The organism is Serratia sp. 506_PEND (assembly GCF_001076875.1).
Taxonomy (GTDB): domain Bacteria; phylum Pseudomonadota; class Gammaproteobacteria; order Enterobacterales; family Enterobacteriaceae; genus Serratia; species Serratia marcescens.
The window spans coordinates 1-21,044 of record NZ_JVEL01000539.1 but is presented as its reverse complement, the minus strand read 5'-3'; the positions used below and the strand labels follow the sequence as shown (position 1 = coordinate 21,044).

Here is a 21,044-nt window from a genome sequence, read left to right as displayed (position 1 = left end):
ACATCCACCCTTTAACACCTATTACAGGAGTAATTATGGTCCTGGTAACTCGTCAAGCCCCTGACTTCACTGCAGCTGCCGTACTGGGTAGCGGCGAAATCGTTGAAAACTTCAACCTGAAGAAGCACCTGAACGGCAAACCGGCCGTGCTGTTCTTCTGGCCAATGGACTTCACCTTCGTATGCCCTTCCGAGCTGATCGCTTTCGATCACCGCTATGAAGAGTTCCAGAAGCGTGGCGTTGAAGTGGTTGGCGTTTCCTTCGACTCAGAATTCGTCCACAACGCATGGCGTAAAACCCCTGTCGACAAAGGCGGCATCGGTGAAGTGAAATACGCAATGGTTGCTGACGTTAAGCGTGAAATCCAGAAAGCTTACGGCATCGAACACCCGGAAGCCGGCGTTGCGCTGCGCGGCTCCTTCCTGATCGACAAAGACGGCATCGTGCGTGCTCAGGTTGTTAACGACCTGCCAATCGGCCGTAACATCGACGAAATGATCCGTACCGTTGACGCGCTGCAATTCCACGAAGAGCACGGTGAAGTCTGCCCGGCTCAGTGGGAAAAAGGCAAAGCAGGTATGGGCGCTTCCCCAGACGGCGTGGCAAAATACCTGTCTGAAAACGCTGCCAAGCTGTAATTTCAGCCTGATAGTGAATCAACCGGCCCACGCGGCCGGTTTTTTTATGCCCCTTTTTGGGGCAAACCGCCCGCCTGCAGTGCTTTATTTCCCTGTTTCCGCTCACATTTCCCGCCCAGTTCGCCGCGCGAATGCCCATCTGCGGCTACTATCAATAACGCTGGCTCGCGCTTTGCAAGTGAACAGCGGCAAGCAAACACAACACAATAAAAAACTGACAGGGTAGGAATAACTATGTTTTTACAGAAATGGAGCAAACCCCTGACCATGGCGGCGCTGCTGGTCAGCGGCAGCCTGTATGCGGCATCCAACCCAGCGGTGGAAGCCCAAAACGGCATGGTGGTCACCTCGCAGCATCTGGCCTCGCAGGTCGGGGTGGATATCCTGAAGATGGGCGGCAACGCCATCGACGCCGCCGTGGCGGTCGGCTATGCGCAGGCGGTGGTGAACCCCTGCTGCGGCAACATCGGCGGCGGCGGCTTTATGACCGTCCACCTGGCGGACGGCACCGACACCTTCATCAACTTCCGCGAAACCGCGCCGGCGGCGGCCAGCGCCAACATGTATCTGGACGCCGACGGCAAGGTGAAGAAAGACGCCAGCCTGTACGGCTATCTGGCGGCGGGCGTGCCGGGCACCGTGCTGGGGATGGAAACCGCGCGTGAGAAGTACGGCAAACTGAGCCGCGAACAGGTGCTGGCGCCGGCGATCAGGCTGGCGCGCGAAGGCTTTGTGCTGACCCGCGCCGATACCGATATCCTCGACACCACCATCGCGCGCTTCAAGCAGGATCCCGAATCGGCCAAAATCTTCCTGCGCCCGGACGGCAGCCCGCTGCAGCCGGGGGACAAGCTGGTGCAAACCGATCTGGCCAACACGCTGGAAGCCATCGCCAAAGGCGGAACCGACGCCTTCTATAAAGGCAAGATCCCGCAGGCCGTGGAGGCGGCGGCCAAACAGGGCGGCGGCATTTTGACCGCCGCCGACTTCGCCAACTATAAAGTCACCGAAACCCCGCCGATCACCTGCAGCTATCGCGGCTACAAGTTCGTGTCAGCGCCGCCTCCCAGTTCCGGCGGCGTGACGCTGTGCGAAATCCTCAACGTGGTGGAAGGCTATGATCTGAAAAGCATGGGCTTCAACTCGGCGGCGGCCATTCACACCATGACCGAAGCGATGCGCCATGCCTACATGGATCGCAACACCTACCTTGGCGACCCGGAATTCATCAAGAACCCGATCGACCGACTGGTGAGCAAGAGCTACGCCGAGCAGATCCGCAAGAAAATCGTCGCGGACAAGGCCACGCCGTCGGAAAACGTGCAGCCCGGCATGGAGCCGCATGAGAAGCCGGAAACCACCCACTATTCGATCGTCGATCACGACGGCAACGCGGTCTCCACCACCTATACCGTCAACGGTCGCTTCGGCGCTGTCGTCATCGCACCGGGTACCGGCTTCTTCCTCAACGACGAGATGGACGACTTCACGGTGAAAGTGGGCGAGAAAAACCTGTACGGGCTGGTGCAGGGCACCGCCAACAGCATTGCCCCCGGTAAGCGCCCACTATCGTCGATGAGCCCGACGCTGGTGACCAAGGACAACAAGATCTTTATGGTGCTGGGCTCGCCGGGCGGCTCACGCATCATCACCATCACCCTGCAGACCGCGTTGAACGTGATCGACCACGGCATGGCGCCGCAGGAAGCGGTGGACGCACCGCGCATCCATCACCAATGGTTGCCGGATGAGGTGTACTACGAACAGCGCGGCGTTTCCGCCGATACGCTGAAGCTGCTGAGCGGCATGGGCTATAAGATGGTCGAGCAAACGCCGTGGGGCGCCGCCGAACTGATTCTGGTCGGTTTGACGGGTGCGGCGGGCGTCAGCCCGGCCAACTCCGGCAACGATTCGGCGGTTTCCGGCAAAGTGCGTGAAGGCTACCTGTACGGCGCCAACGACGTGCGTCGCCCGGCGGGCTCCGCGGTCGGTTACTGATGTAAACACCCACTCACCTTAACCGCGGGGGCGTTTCTGCCCCCGCACTCCCTTTAGCCCTCGCAGCGCCACACGGTGGCCGACTCTTCCGCCAGCTGCAGGCGCAGCCCGCCGGCCGTTTCGCTCAACTCTCCCCGCCCTTCCACACGCCGCCACGGGCCGCGGGCCAACAGCGGGTTGTGCGGCAGCTGCGCCTGGCCGCTGCCGTCGCGCTGCAGCGCCACCAACACCTGCTCCTGCTGATACAGACGCACGAACACCAGCGTTTCTCCGCTGGCGTACAGCACCTGACAGCCGCCGCGACGCAGCGCCAGGCTCTGTTTACGCAGCGCCGCCATGCGCTGGAACAGCGCCAGCAGCGGCCGATCCCAGTCACCGACGTCCCACGGGAACGGCTTGCGGCAGAACGGATCGTTGCCGCCGTCCAGGCCAATCTCATCGCCGTAATAGAGACAAGGCACGCCGATCCAGCTCAGCAACCACACCGCCGCCATCTGCATGCGCGCCGCGTTCCCCTGCAACAGCGTGAGGAAACGCGCGGTATCGTGGCTGTCCAGCTGATTGAACTGGATCAGCTGGCGGCCGTGCGGCAGCCCCGCGCGGTAGCCGTCCATCCACTGCGCGCACCCGGCGGCGTCCAGCCGCACCGGGTGGTAGGCCACGTCCAGCCCCGCCAAAAACGCCCGCACCGGCAACGCGAACCCCATGTAGTTCATCGCCGCATCCTCCACGCCGGCGTGCAGCCAGCGGCGCGCGTCGCCGAAGTGTTCGCCCAAGACGTAGGCCTGTGGATTCTCCTGCTTCACCGCCTGATAGATGCCCGCCAGGTGGCGCAGATTGCCGGTGGCGCCGCCGTTCTCCCCCAGCATGTGCACCACGTCCAGCCGCCAACCATCGATGCTGTACGGCGGGCGCAGCCAGTGACGCACCACGCTGCCTTCCCCGCGATAGATCGCTTCCGNCTGCGGCTCGGCGAAGTTGAGCTTCGGCAGACTGGCGTTGCCCTTCCAGTCGAGCGCGCGGCCGTCCGGGTAAAAGTTGAACCAGCCGCGATACGGCGAATCGGGGTGGTGACAGGCGCCGTTTTCGCCCTGACGATGGCGGTCGAACCACGGGTGCGAGTCGCCGGTGTGGTTAAAGACCCCGTCCAGCACCAGTTTCATGCCCACCTTGTGAGTGCTCACTCGCAAACGCTGCAGCGCCGCGTTGCCGCCGAAGTGCGGATCGACCTGGTAATAGTCCTCGGTATCGTACTTATGCACGCTCGGCGCGGTAAAAATCGGGTTCAAATACAGCGCCGTCACGCCCAGCTGCTGCAAATACGGCAGTTTGGCGCAAATGCCGTCCAGATCGCCGCCGTAAAAGGTCGAGGCGGCGTGGCGATCCTCCAACGGGTGCTGCCAGTCGCGCCGAATCACCTCGGCGCCGGCCGCGTGATGGCGGTAGCTGCCGCTCTGGATGCCGTGCTCGCCGCCGCTGCTGGCGAAGCGATCGGGGAAAATCTGGTAGAACAGCTGATCCGCCACCCACGCGGGGCCGTTGTCGGGCTCGTCGACGGCGAACTGCGCCAGCTGGCCCGGCGGCGTTGGCGACCAGCCCTGCGGGCCGAACCACTGTTGGCGATCGGCCCACAGCAGCTTGAAGCAGTAACGCCGCGTCGGCTCGCCCTCATTCAGCGTCAGGCTGGCCTGGTAGCGCCGCATCCCCTCGTGGCGCTGCGCTTTCATCGTCAGCAGCCACTCTTCGTTGTCCGGTTCGGCGCGCAAAAATACCCGTTCCGGCAGTTCATCCCCTTGTAACCACAGCGTGATATCCAAACGTTGCCCTTGTTTCACCACAAAAGGCGGGACCGGTTGATGCCAGGCGTTAAGCATACTGTTCTCCTGCTGTACCAAACGAAATCGACGGCGTTCTTCAAAAAACGAACAATGCCACGTTAAGTGCAACTCCCCCTCCTCTCTGGCCGCAAAACCCGGGGATGAGCCGGGGGGCGGAGACTGAAAAATAACGCTAACTTGATGTAAAAAAAGGTAAACAGGCACAAATCCTGCACGTTACCCCTTAGGCTAACGCGTTTTAAGTTTACAGGATATTTTTTGCGCATTTTTTAAGGAGCGGTAATGCAACAACAGATAACGCGCTGGCTGGAACAGTTTGGTTTGGAATTCGGCGGAGTGATGTCGCTGTTGATGGTATTGGGGTTGATTGTTCTGATCTCGGTCGCGATCCACCTGGTGCTGCACCGGGTGGTGTTGGCGGCCCTTCAGCGCCGTGGCCAGCAGTCGCAGCGCGTCTGGCAACAGGCCATCACCCAATACAAACTGTTCCAGCGCGTGGCGCTGCTGCTGCAAGGGGTGATCATCAGCATCCAGGCGACGCTGTGGCTGCAGAGCGGCAGCCAGACTCAGGCGGTGATCGTCACCGCCGCGCAGGTGTGGATCCTCGCCTTCACCCTGTTGTCGCTGTTCTCGCTGCTGGATACGCTGCTGGCGCTGCTGCGCCAAAGCCCGATTTCCAATCAGCTGCCGCTGCGCGGCATTTTCCAGGGCCTGAAGCTGGTGGCGGCGATCCTGATCGGCATCATGATCGTCTCATTGCTGATGGGCAAATCGCCGCTGCTGCTGCTCAGCGGTCTGGGCGCCATGACCGCGGTCTTGATGTTGGTGTTCAAGGATCCGATCCTCGGGCTGGTGGCCGGCATCCAGCTCTCCGCCAACGACATGCTGAAGATCGGCGACTGGCTGGAAATGCCGAAATACGGCGCCGACGGCGCGGTCACCGACATCGGCCTGACCACGGTCAAAGTGCGCAACTGGGACAACACCGTCACCACCATCCCCACCTACGCGCTGATCTCCGACTCATTCAAGAACTGGCGGTCGATGTCGGAATCCGGCGGGCGCCGCATCAAGCGCAGCCTGAATATCGACACCGGCAGCGTGCACTTCCTGTCGGAAGAAGAGCAGCGCCGCCTGCAGCGCAACCCGCTGCTGCACAGCTATCTGAACGTTAAGACCCAGGAGCTGAGCCAGCACAACCAGGAAATCGCCGTCGATCTGGCCTCGCCGCTCAACGGCCGCCGCCTCACCAACCTCGGCACGCTGCGCGCCTATCTGGAAGCCTACCTGCGCGCTCATCCGCGCATTCACCAGAACATGACGCTGATGGTGCGCCAGCTGGCGCCGACGCCGGAGGGCCTGCCGCTGGAAATCTACGCCTTCACCAACACCACGGTCTGGGCGGAGTACGAAAGTATTCAGGCGGATATTTTCGATCATATCCTGGCGGTGATCGACGAGTTCGGCCTGCGCGTGCATCAGACGCCAACCGGCAATGACCTGCGCGGCATGCTGCGACAAAGCGCGAACGCTTCCTGACGTCGGCTGACGTAACTGTGTCTGCTGGTAATTATTCTCTTTCAATTGCCAGCAGATATCTCCATCCCCTTCTTTTCCCCGGCGAAAACGGCGTTAATGCGCCATCACCTTCACCACCGAGAGGGAAAGCCCTTGCTGAAACGGATACGTCATCGGCTGTTTACCCTGCTGGCCACCCTGCTGTTTATCAGCTGCCTGCACAGCGCGTCGCTGGATGAAAGCCGCATGCCCCGCAATCTGCAACCTTCGCTGAGCGCCCTCAGCAGCAACCTGCAGGACATTCGCGAAGTGCTGGCGCGCTGCGCCGGCGAGGAAGAGGAGGAACGGCTGAACGACGGCGGCATGCGCATCGAAGCGCGCGCCGCCGGGGAGGAGGAAGCGGAAGATAAACCCTAAAAAAACACCGGCCTAAGCCGGTGTTTTTCCATTTAGTCTTGCTGCGTCGCCAGCAGCGCGCGTTTTTTCTGGCGGTTGACCTTGAACCAGTACCCCGCCAGCAGCAACACCACCCAGACCAGGCCGGCGTACAGCGAGACGCGCGTGGTCGGGAAGTAACCGATCAGGCCGATGATGAACACCAGGAACACGATCGCCACCACCGAGGTGAACACCCCGCCGCGCAGCGGGAACGCCAGCTGCTTCACCTGCTCTTTGCTCAGGCTGCGGCGGAAGGCTATTTGCGAGAACAGGATCATGATCCACACCCACACGGTGGCGAAGGTCGCCAGGGAGGCGATCACCAGGAACACGCTCTCCGGCATGATGTAGTTGAGGTATACCGCCAGCAGCAGCGCCAGCATCATCACCACCACCGTCACCCAGGGAATGCCGCGTTTCGACACCTTGCTGAACATCTTCGGCGCGTGCCCTTGCTCGGCCATGCCATGCAGCATGCGGCCGACGCCGAATACGTCGCTGTTGATCGCCGACAGCGAAGCGGTGATCACCACGAAGTTGAGGATGCCCGCCGCCACGGTGATGCCCATATGCTGGAAGGTCAGCACGAACGGGCTGCCGTTGGTGCCCACCTGGTTCCACGGGTAGATCGACATGATGACAAACAGCGTGCCGACGTAGAACACCAGAATGCGCCACGGCACCGAGTTGATGGCTTTGGGAATCGATTTTTTCGGATCCTTGGCTTCGCCGGCGGTGATGCCGATGATTTCAATGCCGCCGTAAGCGAACATCACCAGCTGCAGCGACAGGATCATGCCGATAACGCCGTTGCTGAAGAAGCCGCCGTTCGACCACAGGTTATGAATGCCGGTCGGTTGCCCGCCGTTGCCGATACCCCAGATGATGATGCCGATGCCGGCCGCGATCATGATGATGATGGTGGCGACCTTGAAGAACGAGAACCAGAACTCCAGCTCGCCGAATACCTTGACGCTCATCAGGTTGATGGCGCCGATGATCAGCACCACGCTCAGCACCCAGATCCAGTGCGGCACTTCCGGGAACCAGACCCCCATATAGATGCCGAAGGCGGTCACGTCGGCGATGGCGACGATCAGGATCTCAAAGCAGTAAGTCCAGCCGGTGATGTAACCCGCCATCGGGCCGAGGTAGTCCTGCGCGTAGCGGGAAAATGAGCTGGCCTGCGGGTTGTTGACCGACATCTCCCCCAGTGCGCGCATGATGATAAAGGCCACGATGCCGCCGATCAGGTAAGCCAGCAGCACGCTCGGGCCGGCCATTTTGATGGCGTCCGCCGAGCCGTAGAACAACCCGGTGCCGATGGCCGACCCCAGCGCCATAAAGCGGATATGACGCGTGCTGAGGCCGCGTTTCAGCTTATTGTCGGGGGCAGTGGTGGGTGACTGTTGTTGCATGAAAATGACCCATAGTTTTAAACGAAAAAAAGCCACGGACATGTCCGTGGCCCTGGATTTAGCCGGGGGATTATCAGTGCGCGGTCACTTGAGAACGCGTGCACACCCGATCATAAATCGCGACCAGCGCCAACATCAGCAGCGAAGGCGGCAACCATGCCAACCCCTGCTCCGCCAGCGGCAGGTGAGTGGACCAGGCCGGCAGCAGCTGCTGGAAGCTGGACGCTTTCACCGCGTCAAGAATACCAAACAACAGGCTGACAAGCATCACCGGCGCGATGATGCGCGGCGCGCTGTGCCACCAACGCAGGGTGAAGCTCAGCACCACCAGCACGATGCACGGCGGATAAATCGCGGTCAGCACCGGAATGGAGATCTGGATCAGGTGGCTCAGGCCGAGGTTGGACACCACCATCGAGAACAGGCCCAGGATAAACACCAGCGTCTTGTAAGAGAACGGCAGGTATTGCGCGAAGAACTCGGCGCAGGCGCAGGTCAGGCCCACCGCGGTCACCATGCAGGCGATGAAGATCAGCGCCGCCAGGAAGAAGCTGCCGAGGCCGCCGAAGGTGTTCTGAACGTAAGCGTGCAGGATCACCGCGCCGTTGGTGGCGTCAGGCACCAGCGCGCCGCTGCCGGAGCCCAGCTTGAACAGGCTCAGATAAACCAGCGTCAGGCCCACGCCGGCGATCAAACCGGCCAGAATGGTGTAACGGGTCAACAGACCGGCGTCTTTCACGCCGCGCGAGCGCGCCGCGTTGACGATAACGATGCCGAATACCAGCGCGCCCAGCGTATCCATGGTCAGATAGCCGTTAACGAAGCCGGAGGAGAAAGGCACGCTCTGATAAGCCGCCGTCGCCGGGATAGGCGCGCCGGCTGGCCACAGCAGCGCGGCGATGCCCAGTACGGCCAGCGCGACGATCTTCAGCGGCGCCAGCACGTGGCCGACGGTATCGAGCAGACGGCCCGGATACAGGGAGATGCCGATCACCAGCGCGAAGTACACCAGACTGTAGATGAACAGCGGCATGGCGCCGTCGCCGGTCAGCGGGGCGATGCCCACCTCAAAGGACACGGTGGCGGTGCGCGGCGTGGCGAACAGCGGGCCGACGGCCAGGTAGCAGACGGTCGCCAGCAGCAGGCCGGCGCCGCGGCCGATCGGCGAACTGAGGGCGTCGATGCCGCCGCCGACGCGCGCCAGCGCGATGACGGTGATGACCGGCAGGCCCACGGCGGTGAGCAGGAAGCCCAGCGCAGCGATCCAGACGTGTTCACCGGACTGCAAGCCGACCATCGGCGGGAAGATGATGTTCCCGGCCCCAACGAATAAGGCAAAGGTCATGAAGCCCAGTGCCAGGATATCTTTTGACGTTAAACGATGACTCATACGATGTCGTGTTGCCTGTTCAAATGAAAAAAAATTGTCCGATAGCGTGGTGGCGAAACGCCCCACCCGGTTGCCGGCATGCCCGATCGTCGCAGCGCCTAATAAGCACCCTAAACGCAGTCGATCCGGCGTTTATGTCCCTATTCGAAAGTGGCCGCTCATGAAGATGGGCAAAATTTTAGGAGTTATAAAAATGGAGGTTTAATCCGACAACGAAGGCTAAGGTAAACGTTTATAGCGCTTCAAGGCAAGACGCACGGCGAAAAGCAGAGCTATCGACCATATAAACTTTAGCCACCAGTCGATCATATTGGCTATCAATAAATATACACTACATGATTTGTATCATTTTTGAACAATGAATTCACGAAACGTGAAGCATATATCGCTTTACCGCGCGAAAACGCCAATAAATTCCCGGTTTTCGCGTGGTATAAGCTCCGTTTTGCCGTGAAAAAAGGCGAAAATTACGCCGATTTTTGTCGCTTATTGCGCCGTGGCCGGCGCGAGCGGTGGCAACCCGAGCGCCTGACGAGTCTTCTGCAGGGCGGCCGGCGGCAGCGGCAGATAGCCGTCGTGGTTGACCAGGCTTTGCCCTGGTGTCGACAGCACGCGATCGAGGAACGCGGCGGTCAGCGGCTCCAGCGGTTGATTGGGGGCTTTGTTGATGTAGATATACAGATAGCGCGACAGCGGGTAGCGATCGTTGCGCACGTTGGCGGCGGTAGGCGCGACATAGTCTTCTCCCGACTCCGCCAGCGGCAGCAGCCGCACGCCGCTGGCGCGAAAACCGATGCTGGCGTAGCCGATGCCGTTGAGCGAACCGGCCACCGCCTGCACCACCGAAGCCGAACCAGGCAGCTCATTGACGCGCGGCATGAAATCGCCGCCGCACAGCGCGCGCAGTTTGAAATAGCCGTAGGTGCCGGACGCCGAGTTGCGGCCGAAGCGTTGCAGCGAGCGTGTCGCCCAGTCGCCGCGCAGCCCCAGCTCGCCCCAGCGCGTCAGCGGCTGGCTTTCACCGCAGCGCCGGGTGGCGGAGAAAATGCGATCGAGCTGCTGCAGGTTAAGGCCGCGCAGCGGATTGTCCTGATGCACCAACACCACCAGCGCATCCACCGCTACCGGCACCGCCAGGGGCGCATAACCGTAACGGTGTTCGAACGCCGAAACCTCGGCCGCCTTCATCGGCCGGCTCATCGGGCCCAGTTGCGCGGCGCCCGCCGCCAACGCGGTCGGCGCGGTCGACGAACCGGCGGCCTGGATCTGCAGGTTGACGTTGGGATAATGCTGGCTGAAATCCTGCGCCCACAGCGCCATCAAATTCGCCAGCGTGTCGGAGCCGACGCTGGACAGGTTGCCCGCCAACATGCCGTCAGGCTGCGCCAGCGCGCCGCGTCCGGCCAGCAGCGCCAGGCAAAGCAACAGCCCTCGGGTAATTCGGGTCATACCGGTGTCTCGCGTTAATTTTCCACCGCATTCTCTGATAAAGCGGCGGGAACAATCAACCGATTGGGCAAGGTAAAGATAAAGCGGGTGCCGATCCCCGGTTCGCTGAGGATCTCCAGCCGCGCGTCGTGATGGCTGAGCGCGTGCTTGACGATCGCCAGCCCCAGCCCGCTGCCGCCGGTCTGGCGCGAACGGGCCTTGTCGACGCGATAAAAACGCTCTGTCAGGCGCGGCAGATGCTCGGCGGCGATGCCCGGCCCGTTGTCGCTGACCTGGAATTGCGCGCCGTGCGCCGTCTGCTGCCAGCTGACTTCGATATGGGTGCCCTTCGGCGTGTGGTTGACCGCGTTGTACACCAGGTTAGACACCGCGCTGCGCAACTGGTCTTCATTGCCGAACACGTTGAGCTGTTCGTTCACCCGGAAGGTGATCTCGTGATTGCCGCCGCTCAGCGATTGCGCCTCACGCTGCAACACCCGCAGCATCAGCGGAATATCCACCCGCTCGTTCATGTCGACATTGGGCGCCGCCTCGATGCGCGACAGCGTCAGCAGCTGCTTGACCAGCCCGTCCATCCGGCGGGTCTGCTCTTGCATGGTGCTAAGCGCCTTGCTGCGCAGCGAGCCATCCTGCTCTTCGTCGCCCATCATCTCCAGATAGCCCTGCAGCACCGTCAGCGGCGTGCGCAGTTCATGACTGACGTTGGCGAAGAAGTTGCGCCGCGCGCCCTCCAACTGGCGCATCTGGGTGACGTCGCGCGCCACCATCAGCAGTTGCCCTTCGGAATAGGGCATCACGCGGAATTCGACGTAGTGTTCGTTGTTCAGCTGCAGCGTCAGCGGGCGCGAAAACTCCTGCTGTTGCAGATAGTGGCTGAATTCCGGATACCGCAGCAGGTTAAGGATGTGCTGGCCATTGTCTTCCGGCCAGCGAAAGCCGAGCAGATGCTGCGCCAGCCCGTTGCACCAGAAGATATTGCCTTCGACGGTGGTCATCACCACCGCGTCAGGCAGCGATTCGGCCCCGCTGCGAAAGCGCTTGATCAGCAGCGCCAGCTCGCGCCGGCGGCGGCGGTTGCGCTGCTGCATCTGATACAGGCCATAGAACAGCGGCTCCCAGCTCCAGCGGCCGGGCGGCGGCGTCATGCTGCGGTCGATCCACAGCCAATGGGAGAGTTTGAGCTGGTTGTAGAAATTCCACACCAGCGCAGCCAGCGCAGAGGCCAGCAGGAACCAGGGCAGATAACCGAAAATCAGCCCCAGCAGTAAGGCGGGCAGACAGAAAAGAGCCAGCTCCAAAGCCAGCCTCTTCCACGACAGACGTTCTAACACGGCATATTCTCCAGCGCGGCGCGATCAGTAGCGCGTTGAGAACCGGTAGCCGGTGCCCCGAACGGTTTGAACCATTTTATCATGCCCACTGGTTTCTAACGCCTTGCGGAGCCGACGGATATGCACGTCAACGGTACGGTCTTCCACATAAACGTTAGTGCCCCAGACGTGATTAAGCAACTGCTCGCGGCTATAAACCCGCTCCGGGTGGGTCATAAAGAAGTGCAGCAGCTTGAACTCGGTCGGCCCCATGTCCAGCGCCTGATCGTTCGCCATTACGCGGTGGGAGGACGGATCCAGGCTCAACCCTTGCATTTCAATCACTTCTTCCACCGCCATCGGCGAAATGCGGCGCATGACCGCTTTGATGCGCGCCACCAGCTCCTTGGGCGAGAACGGCTTGGTGATGTAATCATCCGCCCCCACTTCCAGGCCGCGCACCCGGTCTTCTTCTTCGCCGCGCGCGGTCAGCATCATCACCGGGATATCGCGGGTCAGCGCTTCGCGCTTCATATGTTTGATAAACTGAATGCCGGAACCGCCGGGCAACATCCAGTCAAGCAACACCAAATCAGGGAACGGCTCAGACAGACGCGTCACGGCGCTGTCATAATCCTCGGCTTCCAACGGTTGGTAACCATTCTGTTCCAACACAAAGCACACCATCTCACGGATCGGCGCTTCGTCTTCCACCACCAGTATGCGTCTTGCCATCGTCAATCCTGCCAATGTGTTAGCGACTTTTCGGGCGCCATTATGCGTCAGTTTTGTGACACTTTTATGAAAAAAACCGGCTGTTATAGGCAGTAAGCATAGCGATTATTTCCCGCAGTAAAGAAAAATCATCCGGTTGTCATCATCATTGCGCCGGGACAGCCGCCGCCGCGGCCTTTATAATCATCGCCATTATCTTCACATCCGGGAGTGTCATGCGCCTGATCCACACCTCTGACTGGCACCTTGGCCAGTACTTTTTCACCAAAAGCCGCGCCGCCGAGCACCAGGCTTTTCTGAACTGGCTGATCGAACAGATCGAACAGCAGCAGGTGGATGCGCTGATCGTCGCCGGGGATCTGTTCGATACCGGCTCGCCGCCCAGCTATGCCCGCGAGCTGTACAACCGCTTCGTGGTGGAACTGCAGCGCACCGGCTGCCAGTTGGTGGTGCTGGGCGGCAACCACGATTCGGTCGCAACGCTGAACGAATCGCGTGAACTGCTCTCCTGCCTGAACACCACGGTGATCGCCAGCGCGCAGGGCGCCCCGGAACAGCAGATCGTGGTGCTTAACCAACGCGACGGCCAGCCGGGCGCGGTGCTGTGCGCCATCCCGTTCCTGCGGCCGCGCGACCTGCTCACCAGCCGCGCCGGCGAATCCGGCGCGCAGAAACAGCAGGCGCTGCAGGAAGCCATCGCCGAACATTACCAAGCGCTGTATCAGGCGGCCTGCGAGCGCCGCGACCAGCTGGGCCTACCGCTGCCGATCGTCGCCACCGGCCACCTGACCACCGTCGGCGTCACCACCTCCGACTCGGTGCGCGACATCTATATCGGCACCCTCGACGCCTTCCCGGCGCAGGCCTTCCCGCCCGCCGACTATATCGCGCTCGGCCACATTCACCGCGCGCAGAACGTCGCCAAATCGGAGCATATTCGCTATAGCGGCTCACCGATCCCGCTCAGTTTCGATGAGCTGGGCAAAGCCAAAAGCGTCTTCCTGGTCGATTTCGCCGACGGCGCTTTGCAGCGGGTAGACGCGTTAACGATCCCGCAGTTTCAGCCCATGCAACTGATCAAAGGCGATCTGGCCGAGATCGAACGGCAGCTGCGGCAATTTGCCGACTATGCCGGCGAGCTGCCGGTGTGGCTGGATATCGAAGTGGCGACGCAGGACTACCTCAGCGACATCCAGCGCCGCATCCAGCTGATGGCGGATGAGCTGCCGGTGGAAGTGGTGCTGCTGCGGCGCAGTAAAGAGCAGCGCCGCCAGGCGATCGCGCAGCAGGATAAAGAAACGCTGAACGAGCTGAGCGTCAACGAGGTGTTCGAACGGCGTCTGACACAGGAGGCCGACATGCCCGAAGCGCGCCAACGGCGGATGCACCAACTGTTCCGCCAGGTGGTCGAGGCGGTGCAGCAGAACGCCGAGGAGAACAACCCATGAAGATCCTCAGCCTGCGGTTAAAAAACCTCAACTCGCTGCAGGGCGAATGGAAAATTGACTTCACCGCCGAGCCGTTCGCCAGCAACGGCCTGTTCGCCATTACCGGCCCGACCGGCGCGGGCAAAACCACCCTGCTGGACGCCATCTGCCTGGCGCTGTACCACCAAACGCCGCGCCTCAACGTCACGCCGAGCCAGAATGAACTGATGACCCGCCACACCGCCGAATCGCTGGCGGAGGTCGAATTCGAGGTCAAGGGCGTCGGCTATCGCGCCTTCTGGAGCCAGCGCCGCGCCAAAAACGCGCCGGACGGCAATCTGCAGGCGCCGAAGGTCGAACTGGCGCGCCGCGAGGACGGCAAGATCCTGGCGGACAAGGTGCGCGACAAGCTGGAGCTTACCGCCGCCATCACCGGGCTGGACTTTGGCCGCTTCACCAAATCGATGATGCTGTCTCAGGGGCAGTTCGCCGCCTTCCTCAACGCCGACGCCAACGATCGCGCCGAACTGCTGGAAGAGCTGACCGGCACCGAAATCTACGGGCGGTTGTCCGAACAGGTGTTCGAGTCGCACAAGCAGGCCAAAACCGACCTGGATGCGTTGCATCAACGCGCCAGCGGCATCGAACTGCTGAACGACGAGCAGCGCCAGTCTCTGACCGAACAGCTGACGGCGCTGAGCGCGCAGGAAATCGCCCTCGGCGAGCAAACCCAGCGGCAGCAACAGGCGCTGAGCTGGCTGCAGCAATGGCAACGCCTCCGGCAACAGCAAAGCGAGGGGCAATTGCGGCTGGACACCGCCCAGCGCGAGCAGGTGGAGGCCGCCCCGCAGCTGCAGCGGCTGGCGCGCAGCGAGCCGGCCGAGAAATTGCGGCCGCTGCGCGGCGAACGCGATCGTTGCCGCGCCGAGCTGCAGACGATACAACAGCAGGCAGCCCAGCTGACGCAACAACAGGAACAGCACTCGGTGCAGCTGGCGCCGCTGCAGCAGGCGGTGGAAAAAACCCGTCTGGCGCAGCAAGCCCATGCCGAGCATATGCGGCAACAGCAACAGTTGATCGATGACCAGGTGGCCCCGCTCGACCATCAAATAGCCCAACTGCAGTCGACACAGGCCGAGCGGCGACAGGCCGGCGATGCCGCCGCGCAGCAATGCGCCCAGCAGCAGACCGCGCTGGAGCAGCTCACCGCCCAGCGCAGCCAACTGACGACGCAGGCCGCACAGCATCAGCAGCAGTTGAACGCGCTGACCGAAGCGCTAGCCGTTCAACAACAGCAGCAACAGGCGCTGGAGGCGCAAACGCCGTTGGCCCCGCTGCGCCAACGCCTGAGTGCCCTGGCGGATCTGCGCCCGACGCGCCGGCAGTTATTTGCTCTCGCTTCTTTATCGCAGCAAATCGTTAAACGGCTGGAACAGCAGCGGCAAGAGCTAAACAGCGGCCAACATGAACTTACCCAGTTGGAACCACAGCTAGAACTCATCCGTCAGCAATTTAAGCAGCAGAAAGCCCACCAGGCCGATGTTGAAAAAACCTATGCGCTGGAACAACGGATCGTGGGTCTGGAGGCCGAGCGCGCCCGTTTGCAACCCGGCGCCCCCTGCCCGCTGTGCGGCTCATGCGAGCACCCGGCGGTAGAACAATACCAAGAGGTAAAACTGTCAGAAACCGCGCAACGTCTGGAGCAAATGAAAGCCCAGACCGAAGCATTGCAAAAACAAGGCGTCGAGCTGCGAGCCCGTTACGACAACCTGCAACAGCAATTGCAGCGTCAGCAGCAAACCATCGCGCAGGATGAACAACAGCTGGCCGGCCAACAGCAACAGTGGCAGCAGCTCAGCGCGCCGTTGGCGTTCGACTTTACGCTGGCGGATGGCGAGCAACTCAGCGCCTGGCTGAACGGCTGCGACGACGAAGAACGGCGCGGGCAACACGCGCTGCAACAGCATGAACAGGCGGCGCAGGCGGTACAGCAGGCGAAGGATGCGCTCATCGCTCTGCAAACGCAGCAGCAGCAGACGCAGCAACAGCTGGCGTTGCTCGAAGAACGCTTTACGCTGCTGCAGAAAGCCCACGCCGACAGCCTGCAACAGCAGCAAGAGCTGCATCAACGCTGGCAAGAAGGCGAGAAGACCCTTGCCGAACGACGCGCGCAGCGGCTGGCGCTGTTCGGCGAACAGCAGGTCGCCGAGGTGCGCGAACAGCTGCGCGCCAAACAAACCGCCTGCGAACAGGCCAGCGTTCAGGCCGCCGAGCAGTGGCAAAAGGCGCAGGAACTGCGCGAACGCCTGGCCGGCCAGCAGGCCGGGCTGCAACATCAACACACTCAGATGCAGGAGCGGCTGCAGCAGGCGCAGCAGCAGTGGCAGCAGGCGCTGGCCGACAGCGAATTCGCCGATGAAACCGCCTTCACCGCCGCGCTGCTGGACGATGTCCTGCGCCGCGAATTGAAACAGCGCAAAGAACAGCTGCAACAGCGGCAGGTGGAGGCCGCCGCCCTGCTGACGCAGGCGACGCAAACGCTGGAGCAGCACCGGCAAAACCGCCCTGAAGGGGTGGATGAAGCCAACGCGGATCTCGATGCGCTCACCCAATCGCTGGCCGAACTGGCACAGCAGTTGAAGGCGCTGCAGCTGCGCCAGGGCGAACTGCGCAACCAGCTGGAAAGCGACGCCGAACGCCGTCTCAATCAACAGGCGCTGTTCGAGCAGATCGCCCGCAGCCAGCAAGACTACGACGACTGGAGCTGCCTCAACCAGCTGATCGGCTCAAAAGAGGGCGACAAATTCCGCCGCTTCGCTCAGGGGCTGACGCTCGATCATCTGGTGTATCTGGCCAACCTTCAACTCGGCCGGCTGCACGGGCGCTACCTGCTGCAGCGCAAGACCAGCGACGCGCTGGAGCTGCAGGTGGTGGACACCTGGCAGGCCGACGCGCTGCGCGATACCCGCACCCTGTCCGGCGGCGAGAGCTTCCTGGTCAGCCTGGCGCTGGCGCTGGCGTTGTCCGATTTGGTCAGCCACAAAACCAGCATCGACTCGCTGTTCCTCGACGAAGGTTTCGGCACGCTGGATGCCGAAACCCTCGATACCGCGCTGGACGCGCTGGACAGTCTGAACGCCTCCGGCAAAACCATTGGCGTGATCAGTCACGTCGAGGCGATGAAAGAGCGTATTCCGGTGCAGATCAAAGTGAAAAAGGTCAACGGGCTCGGCGTCAGCCGGTTGGAGGCGCACTTCAGGCTGGAATGATCCCGCCGCGCGCGGCGCAGAAGTGTGACCGCGGCGGCACTCCGCAGTGAAAAGCGTTGAGCCGCGGCAAGCACGGGTTATTATGCAGGCATAACAGGATTGTTACTGTATCCCCTTCGCCGCTCAGGCCGCAGGACAGAAACATAAAATACAGGCAAAACCTGACGCCCGGGATCGCTTCCGGGCGTCAGGTTTTTTCGTTTTCAGGATGCTGAAACACCGGGAAAAACCATGAAAATCGCTAAAATACTCAATAATAACGTGGTGATTACGCTGGACGACCGTCAGGAAGAGACGGTGGTAATGGGAAAAGGAATCGGCTTTAAAAAGAAGCCCGGCGATACGCTGGACGAAAGCCTGATCGAAAAGGTGTTCACCCATAACGGCGGTGAAATCGCCGAGCGCTATAAAGAGCTGCTCGCAGAGATCCCATTGGCCTGCGTCACCACCGCCGACAGGATCATCACCCTCGCCCGCGAACGCCTGCCGGGCAAGTTGCATAACATCGTCTACATCACGCTGACCGATCACATCCACTTCGCCCTGCAGCGCCATGCGCAAGGGCTGGATATCAAAAATGCGCTGCTGTGGGAGATTAAAAAGCTCTACCCGGCCGAGTTCGCCGTTGGGCTGGAGGCGCTGGCCCTGATCGCCCAGCGGCTGGATACCGCGCTGCCGGAAGACGAAGCCGGATTTATCGCCCTGCACCTGGTCAACGCTCAGCTTAACGACGAGATGCATAACACGCTGCACATCACCCGCGTGATGCAAGAGATCCTCAACCTGGTCAAATACCATTTCCGCTTTGATTACAACGAGGAATCCCTAAGCTACCACCGCTTCGTCACCCATTTGAAGTTCTTCGCCCAGCGCCTGCTGGGGAAAAACTACGTCGACAGCGACGACGACTCGCTGTATCAGGTCGTGAAAGAGAAATACCGCGAGTCTTTCGCCTGCGCCGGCAAGATCAACCGCCACATCGAAAAGCACTATCAGCATCAGCTCACCACGGAAGAGATGATGTTTCTGACCATTCATATCGAACGGGTGCGCAGCGAAAGCGAGGAAAAGCCGGCTTAACGGCGGGCGTCCGCCACCCGCACGCCGTACTGCGGAAACACCGCGTCGGCGGAGATCAGCGTCAGCCCCTCGGCCTGCGCCTGTGCGATCAGCATGCGATCGAAAGGATCCTGATGATAGGGTGGCAGCTGCCCGGCCTGTTGGCAGTGAAAGGCGTCCATAGGCAACGACAGAAAATCCTCGGCCTCGATGATCGCAAAGATGTCTTCCGGCAGCGCCAGTTTGCCCAGCGCCTGCTTGATCGAGATCTCCCAAATGCTGGCCGCGCTGACGTACACCGCATTGCCCGGATCGGCGATCTGCCTTTTGGCGTTCGCGCCCAGACAGGCGTCATCAATCAACCACCACAGCAACGCGTGGGTATCCAGCAACAGGCGCTTCATTCATCGCCCTCAAACAACGCCGCAATGGCCGCATCCCCCGCGTTGAAATCCGCCGGCACGGTGAACTTGCCCTTGGCGGCGCCAGGGCGGCGCGCTTCCCCCTTGATGGCGACCAGCTGTACGTACGGCTTCCCTGCTTTTGCAATAATCACGGTTTCTCCCTCCGCGGCTCTGTCCGCCAACTGACTCAGATTGGATTTGGCTTCGTGCATATTGGCCTGAATCGGCATACGCGTCCTCCTTAGCTAAGTTAGCTAAAGCATAAAGCGCCGTCCAGTTTTTGTACAGTGAAGGGTTTAAAGCGCGAGCAGCCTCGCGCTTTGTTGCAACGCTTAGCGCTGCTGTTGCGGCCACAGCCAGGCCGCGCCGCGCACGCCGCTGGAGTCGCCGTGAACCGCCTTGCGGATCGGCGTTTCACACTCGCCGCCGAACACCCAGTCTTTCACTCGCTGCGGCACCGTGCGGTACAGGCGATCCACGTTGCTCATGCCGCCGCCGAGCACCACCACGTCCGGATCCAGCATGTTGATCACGTGCGCCAGCGATTTCGCCAATCGCATTTCGTAACGTACGATCGCCTGCTCCGCCAGCGCATCGCCCCGCTCGCTCAGCGCCATGATCTCATGCCCTTGCAGCGCGTTGCCGCTCAGGCGCGCATAGTCGGTGGCGAAACCGGTGCCGGAAATAAAGGTTTCGATGCAGCCCGGTTTGCCGCAGTAGCACGGCACTTCGCGGGCGTAACGCAGCTCATCGTCATCCTGCCACGGCAGCGGGTTGTGGCCCCATTCGCCGGCAATGCCGTTGCCGCCGGAATGCGCCTGGCCGTTCAGCGCCACGCCGGCGCCGCAGCCGGTGCCGATGATGACCGCAAACACGGTTTTCGCGCCTGCGCCGGCGCCATCGGTGGCTTCCGACACCGCCAGGCAGTTGGCGTCGTTGGCGATGCGCACCTCGCGCGCCAGCAGCGCCGACAGATCCTTATCCAGCGGCTGGCCGTTGAGCCACACCGAGTTGGCGTTCTTCACCCGCCCGGTAAACGGCGACAGCGTGCCGGGAATGCCGATCCCGACCGATCCTCGTTCGCCGGTATGATCCTCCGCCAGTTTCACCAGTCCGGCGATCGCCGCCAGGGTTTGCCGGTAGTCATGGCGCGGCGTGGCGATGCGATGGCGAAACAGCTCCCGCCCGTCATTCGCCAACGCGATCACTTCAATTTTTGTTCCACCCAAGTCGATGCCAATGCGCACGTATTTTTTCTCCTCGATGCCACGCAGCGTTGTCACAGCCTAATGTAAGCGCGCGAATGAATCACCTGTTTCCCATTCTCCGTCCCGTCCTTCCCCGGTGCGCAAAGCGACGCAATTCGGAGAGAATGGGGCGATTTTTCAGCGTCAATTCGTTATCATGCCGCCCTGCTTTTGACGAATCAGCGTGCCGAACGCACGCCCAGCCAGGGATAACATTATGCTGTGGTTTAAGAATTTGATGGTTTACCGTTTGAGCCGCGAAGTGGCGTTAAACGCGGATGAAATGGAAAAACAACTCAGCGCGTTCGCCTTCACGCCGTGCGGCAGCCAGGACATGGCGAAGACCGGCTGGGTCTCCCCGATGGGCTCGCACAGCGATGCGCTGACGCACGCGGTCAACGGCCAGATCGTCATCTGCGCGCGCAAGGAAGAGAAAATCCTGCCGTCGCCGGTGATCAAGCAAGAGCTGCAGGCCAAGATTGAGCGCCTGGAGGCGGAGCAACACCGCAAACTGAAGAAAACCGAGAAGGACGCGCTGAAAGATGAAGTGCTGCACAGCCTGCTGCCGCGCGCGTTCAGCCGCTTCAACCAGACCTTCATGTGGATCGACACCGTCAACGATCTGATCATGGTCGACGCCGCCAGCGCCAAACGCGCCGAAGACACGCTGGCGCTGCTGCGCAAAAGCCTCGGCTCGCTGCCGGTGGTGCCGCTGACCATGGAAAGCCCAATCGAACTGACGCTGACCGAATGGGTGCGTTCCGGCGAGATGCCGGCCGGCTTCGCCATTCAGGATGAAGCGGAACTGAAAGCGATTCTGGAAGAAGGCGGCGTGATCCGCTGCAAGAAGCAGAATCTGATCAGCGACGAAATCGCGGTGCACATCGAAGCCGGCAAGCTGGTGAC

At 61.4% G+C, this 21,044-nt stretch carries 17 protein-coding genes; 8 read left to right on the top strand and 9 right to left on the bottom strand.

Annotated elements, in window-relative coordinates; all coding sequences use genetic code 11:
• Positions 1-35: 35 nt before the first annotated feature.
• Together ADK28_RS23345 and ggt are read left to right on the top strand one after the other, a co-directional pair.
• Complete coding sequence (locus ADK28_RS23345; protein ID WP_004940403.1) at positions 36-638, top strand: peroxiredoxin C; 603 nt, start codon at positions 36-38, stop codon at positions 636-638.
• Positions 639-872: 234 nt separating this feature from the next.
• Positions 873-2,636: a gamma-glutamyltransferase gene (gene ggt / locus ADK28_RS23340; protein ID WP_048796800.1), complete on the top strand. Its 1,764-nt coding sequence runs from the start codon at positions 873-875 to the stop codon at positions 2,634-2,636.
• Positions 2,637-2,689: 53 nt separating this feature from the next.
• Here ggt and malZ read toward each other — a convergent pair whose 3' ends face one another.
• The gene (malZ, locus tag ADK28_RS23335; protein WP_048796799.1) at positions 2,690-4,510 is read right to left on the bottom strand and encodes a maltodextrin glucosidase; all 1,821 of its coding nucleotides are present in this window, start codon (positions 4,508-4,510) and stop codon (positions 2,690-2,692) included.
• A gap of 246 nt (positions 4,511-4,756) precedes the next feature.
• Between malZ and ADK28_RS23330 the strand changes: the two genes are divergently transcribed.
• Both ADK28_RS23330 and ADK28_RS23325 read left to right on the top strand, forming a co-directional pair.
• Positions 4,757-6,013: a mechanosensitive ion channel family protein gene (locus tag ADK28_RS23330; protein ID WP_016928882.1), complete on the top strand. Its 1,257-nt coding sequence runs from the start codon at positions 4,757-4,759 to the stop codon at positions 6,011-6,013.
• Between the two features lie 132 nt (positions 6,014-6,145).
• Complete coding sequence (locus ADK28_RS23325; protein ID WP_048796798.1) at positions 6,146-6,409, top strand: hypothetical protein; 264 nt, start codon at positions 6,146-6,148, stop codon at positions 6,407-6,409.
• Between the two features lie 32 nt (positions 6,410-6,441).
• Here ADK28_RS23325 and proY read toward each other — a convergent pair whose 3' ends face one another.
• From proY to phoB, 5 genes are all read right to left on the bottom strand, one after another.
• A complete protein-coding gene (proY, locus tag ADK28_RS23320; RefSeq protein WP_048796823.1) occupies positions 6,442-7,848 on the bottom strand; it encodes a proline-specific permease ProY in 1,407 nt (468 codons plus the stop codon).
• 73 nt (positions 7,849-7,921) lie between these two features.
• The gene (gene brnQ / locus ADK28_RS23315) at positions 7,922-9,238 is read right to left on the bottom strand and encodes a branched-chain amino acid transport system II carrier protein (protein WP_016928887.1); all 1,317 of its coding nucleotides are present in this window, start codon (positions 9,236-9,238) and stop codon (positions 7,922-7,924) included.
• A 486-nt stretch (positions 9,239-9,724) separates the two neighbouring features.
• Complete coding sequence (locus ADK28_RS23310; protein ID WP_033641159.1) at positions 9,725-10,687, bottom strand: PstS family phosphate ABC transporter substrate-binding protein; 963 nt, start codon at positions 10,685-10,687, stop codon at positions 9,725-9,727.
• Positions 10,688-10,701: 14 nt separating this feature from the next.
• Positions 10,702-12,018 carry a phosphate regulon sensor histidine kinase PhoR gene (gene phoR / locus ADK28_RS23305; protein ID WP_048796797.1) on the bottom strand — a complete coding sequence of 439 codons (1,317 nt, stop codon included), beginning with the start codon at positions 12,016-12,018 and terminating at the stop codon, positions 10,702-10,704.
• A gap of 24 nt (positions 12,019-12,042) precedes the next feature.
• The gene (gene phoB / locus ADK28_RS23300; RefSeq protein ID WP_004940438.1) at positions 12,043-12,732 is read right to left on the bottom strand and encodes a phosphate response regulator transcription factor PhoB; all 690 of its coding nucleotides are present in this window, start codon (positions 12,730-12,732) and stop codon (positions 12,043-12,045) included.
• A 215-nt stretch (positions 12,733-12,947) separates the two neighbouring features.
• On the opposite strand from phoB, the gene sbcD reads away from it, so the two are divergent.
• The 3 genes from sbcD to licT all read left to right on the top strand — a co-directional run bounded on the left by sbcD (position 12,948) and on the right by licT (position 18,508).
• A complete protein-coding gene (sbcD, locus tag ADK28_RS23295) occupies positions 12,948-14,180 on the top strand; it encodes an exonuclease subunit SbcD (protein ID WP_048796796.1) in 1,233 nt (410 codons plus the stop codon).
• Positions 14,177-17,428: an exonuclease subunit SbcC gene (gene sbcC, locus ADK28_RS23290; RefSeq protein WP_048796795.1), complete on the top strand. Its 3,252-nt coding sequence runs from the start codon at positions 14,177-14,179 to the stop codon at positions 17,426-17,428. The genes sbcD and sbcC overlap by 4 nt, the downstream gene beginning before the upstream one ends.
• A gap of 231 nt (positions 17,429-17,659) precedes the next feature.
• Positions 17,660-18,508: a BglG family transcription antiterminator LicT gene (gene licT / locus ADK28_RS23285; protein ID WP_033641162.1), complete on the top strand. Its 849-nt coding sequence runs from the start codon at positions 17,660-17,662 to the stop codon at positions 18,506-18,508.
• Here the strand turns inward: licT and ADK28_RS23280 are convergent.
• The 3 genes from ADK28_RS23280 to mak form a co-directional block, all read right to left on the bottom strand.
• The gene (locus tag ADK28_RS23280; protein WP_019454226.1) at positions 18,505-18,891 is read right to left on the bottom strand and encodes a type II toxin-antitoxin system VapC family toxin; all 387 of its coding nucleotides are present in this window, start codon (positions 18,889-18,891) and stop codon (positions 18,505-18,507) included. The two genes, licT and ADK28_RS23280, sit on opposite strands and share 4 nt — an antisense overlap.
• On the bottom strand, positions 18,888-19,121 hold the full coding sequence (locus ADK28_RS23275; protein WP_016928893.1) for a type II toxin-antitoxin system Phd/YefM family antitoxin: 234 nt from the start codon (positions 19,119-19,121) through the stop codon (positions 18,888-18,890). Before ADK28_RS23275 ends, ADK28_RS23280 begins: the two co-directional genes overlap by 4 nt.
• Positions 19,122-19,223: 102 nt before the next feature.
• A complete protein-coding gene (mak, locus tag ADK28_RS23270; RefSeq protein WP_048796822.1) occupies positions 19,224-20,138 on the bottom strand; it encodes a fructokinase in 915 nt (304 codons plus the stop codon).
• 217 nt (positions 20,139-20,355) lie between these two features.
• On the opposite strand from mak, the gene rdgC reads away from it, so the two are divergent.
• The coding region (rdgC, locus tag ADK28_RS23265; RefSeq protein ID WP_048796794.1) for a recombination-associated protein RdgC at positions 20,356-21,044 on the top strand (689 nt) is incomplete at its 3' end.

Excerpts from the sequence above, each read along its gene's own strand:
- ADK28_RS23345 (WP_004940403.1), top strand. The coding sequence starts at position 36 with ATGGTCCTGGTAACTCGTCAAGCCCCTGACTTCACTGCAGCTGCCGTA.
- ggt (WP_048796800.1), top strand. The coding sequence starts at position 873 with ATGTTTTTACAGAAATGGAGCAAACCCCTGACCATGGCGGCGCTGCTG.
- ADK28_RS23330 (WP_016928882.1), top strand. The coding sequence starts at position 4,757 with ATGCAACAACAGATAACGCGCTGGCTGGAACAGTTTGGTTTGGAATTC.
- proY (WP_048796823.1), bottom strand. The coding sequence starts at position 7,848 with ATGCAACAACAGTCACCCACCACTGCCCCCGACAATAAGCTGAAACGC.
- brnQ (WP_016928887.1), bottom strand. The coding sequence starts at position 9,238 with ATGAGTCATCGTTTAACGTCAAAAGATATCCTGGCACTGGGCTTCATG.
- ADK28_RS23310 (WP_033641159.1), bottom strand. The coding sequence starts at position 10,687 with ATGACCCGAATTACCCGAGGGCTGTTGCTTTGCCTGGCGCTGCTGGCC.
- phoB (WP_004940438.1), bottom strand. The coding sequence starts at position 12,732 with ATGGCAAGACGCATACTGGTGGTGGAAGACGAAGCGCCGATCCGTGAG.
- sbcD (WP_048796796.1), top strand. The coding sequence starts at position 12,948 with ATGCGCCTGATCCACACCTCTGACTGGCACCTTGGCCAGTACTTTTTC.
- sbcC (WP_048796795.1), top strand. The coding sequence starts at position 14,177 with ATGAAGATCCTCAGCCTGCGGTTAAAAAACCTCAACTCGCTGCAGGGC.
- licT (WP_033641162.1), top strand. The coding sequence starts at position 17,660 with ATGAAAATCGCTAAAATACTCAATAATAACGTGGTGATTACGCTGGAC.
- ADK28_RS23280 (WP_019454226.1), bottom strand. The coding sequence starts at position 18,891 with ATGAAGCGCCTGTTGCTGGATACCCACGCGTTGCTGTGGTGGTTGATT.
- ADK28_RS23275 (WP_016928893.1), bottom strand. The coding sequence starts at position 19,121 with ATGCCGATTCAGGCCAATATGCACGAAGCCAAATCCAATCTGAGTCAG.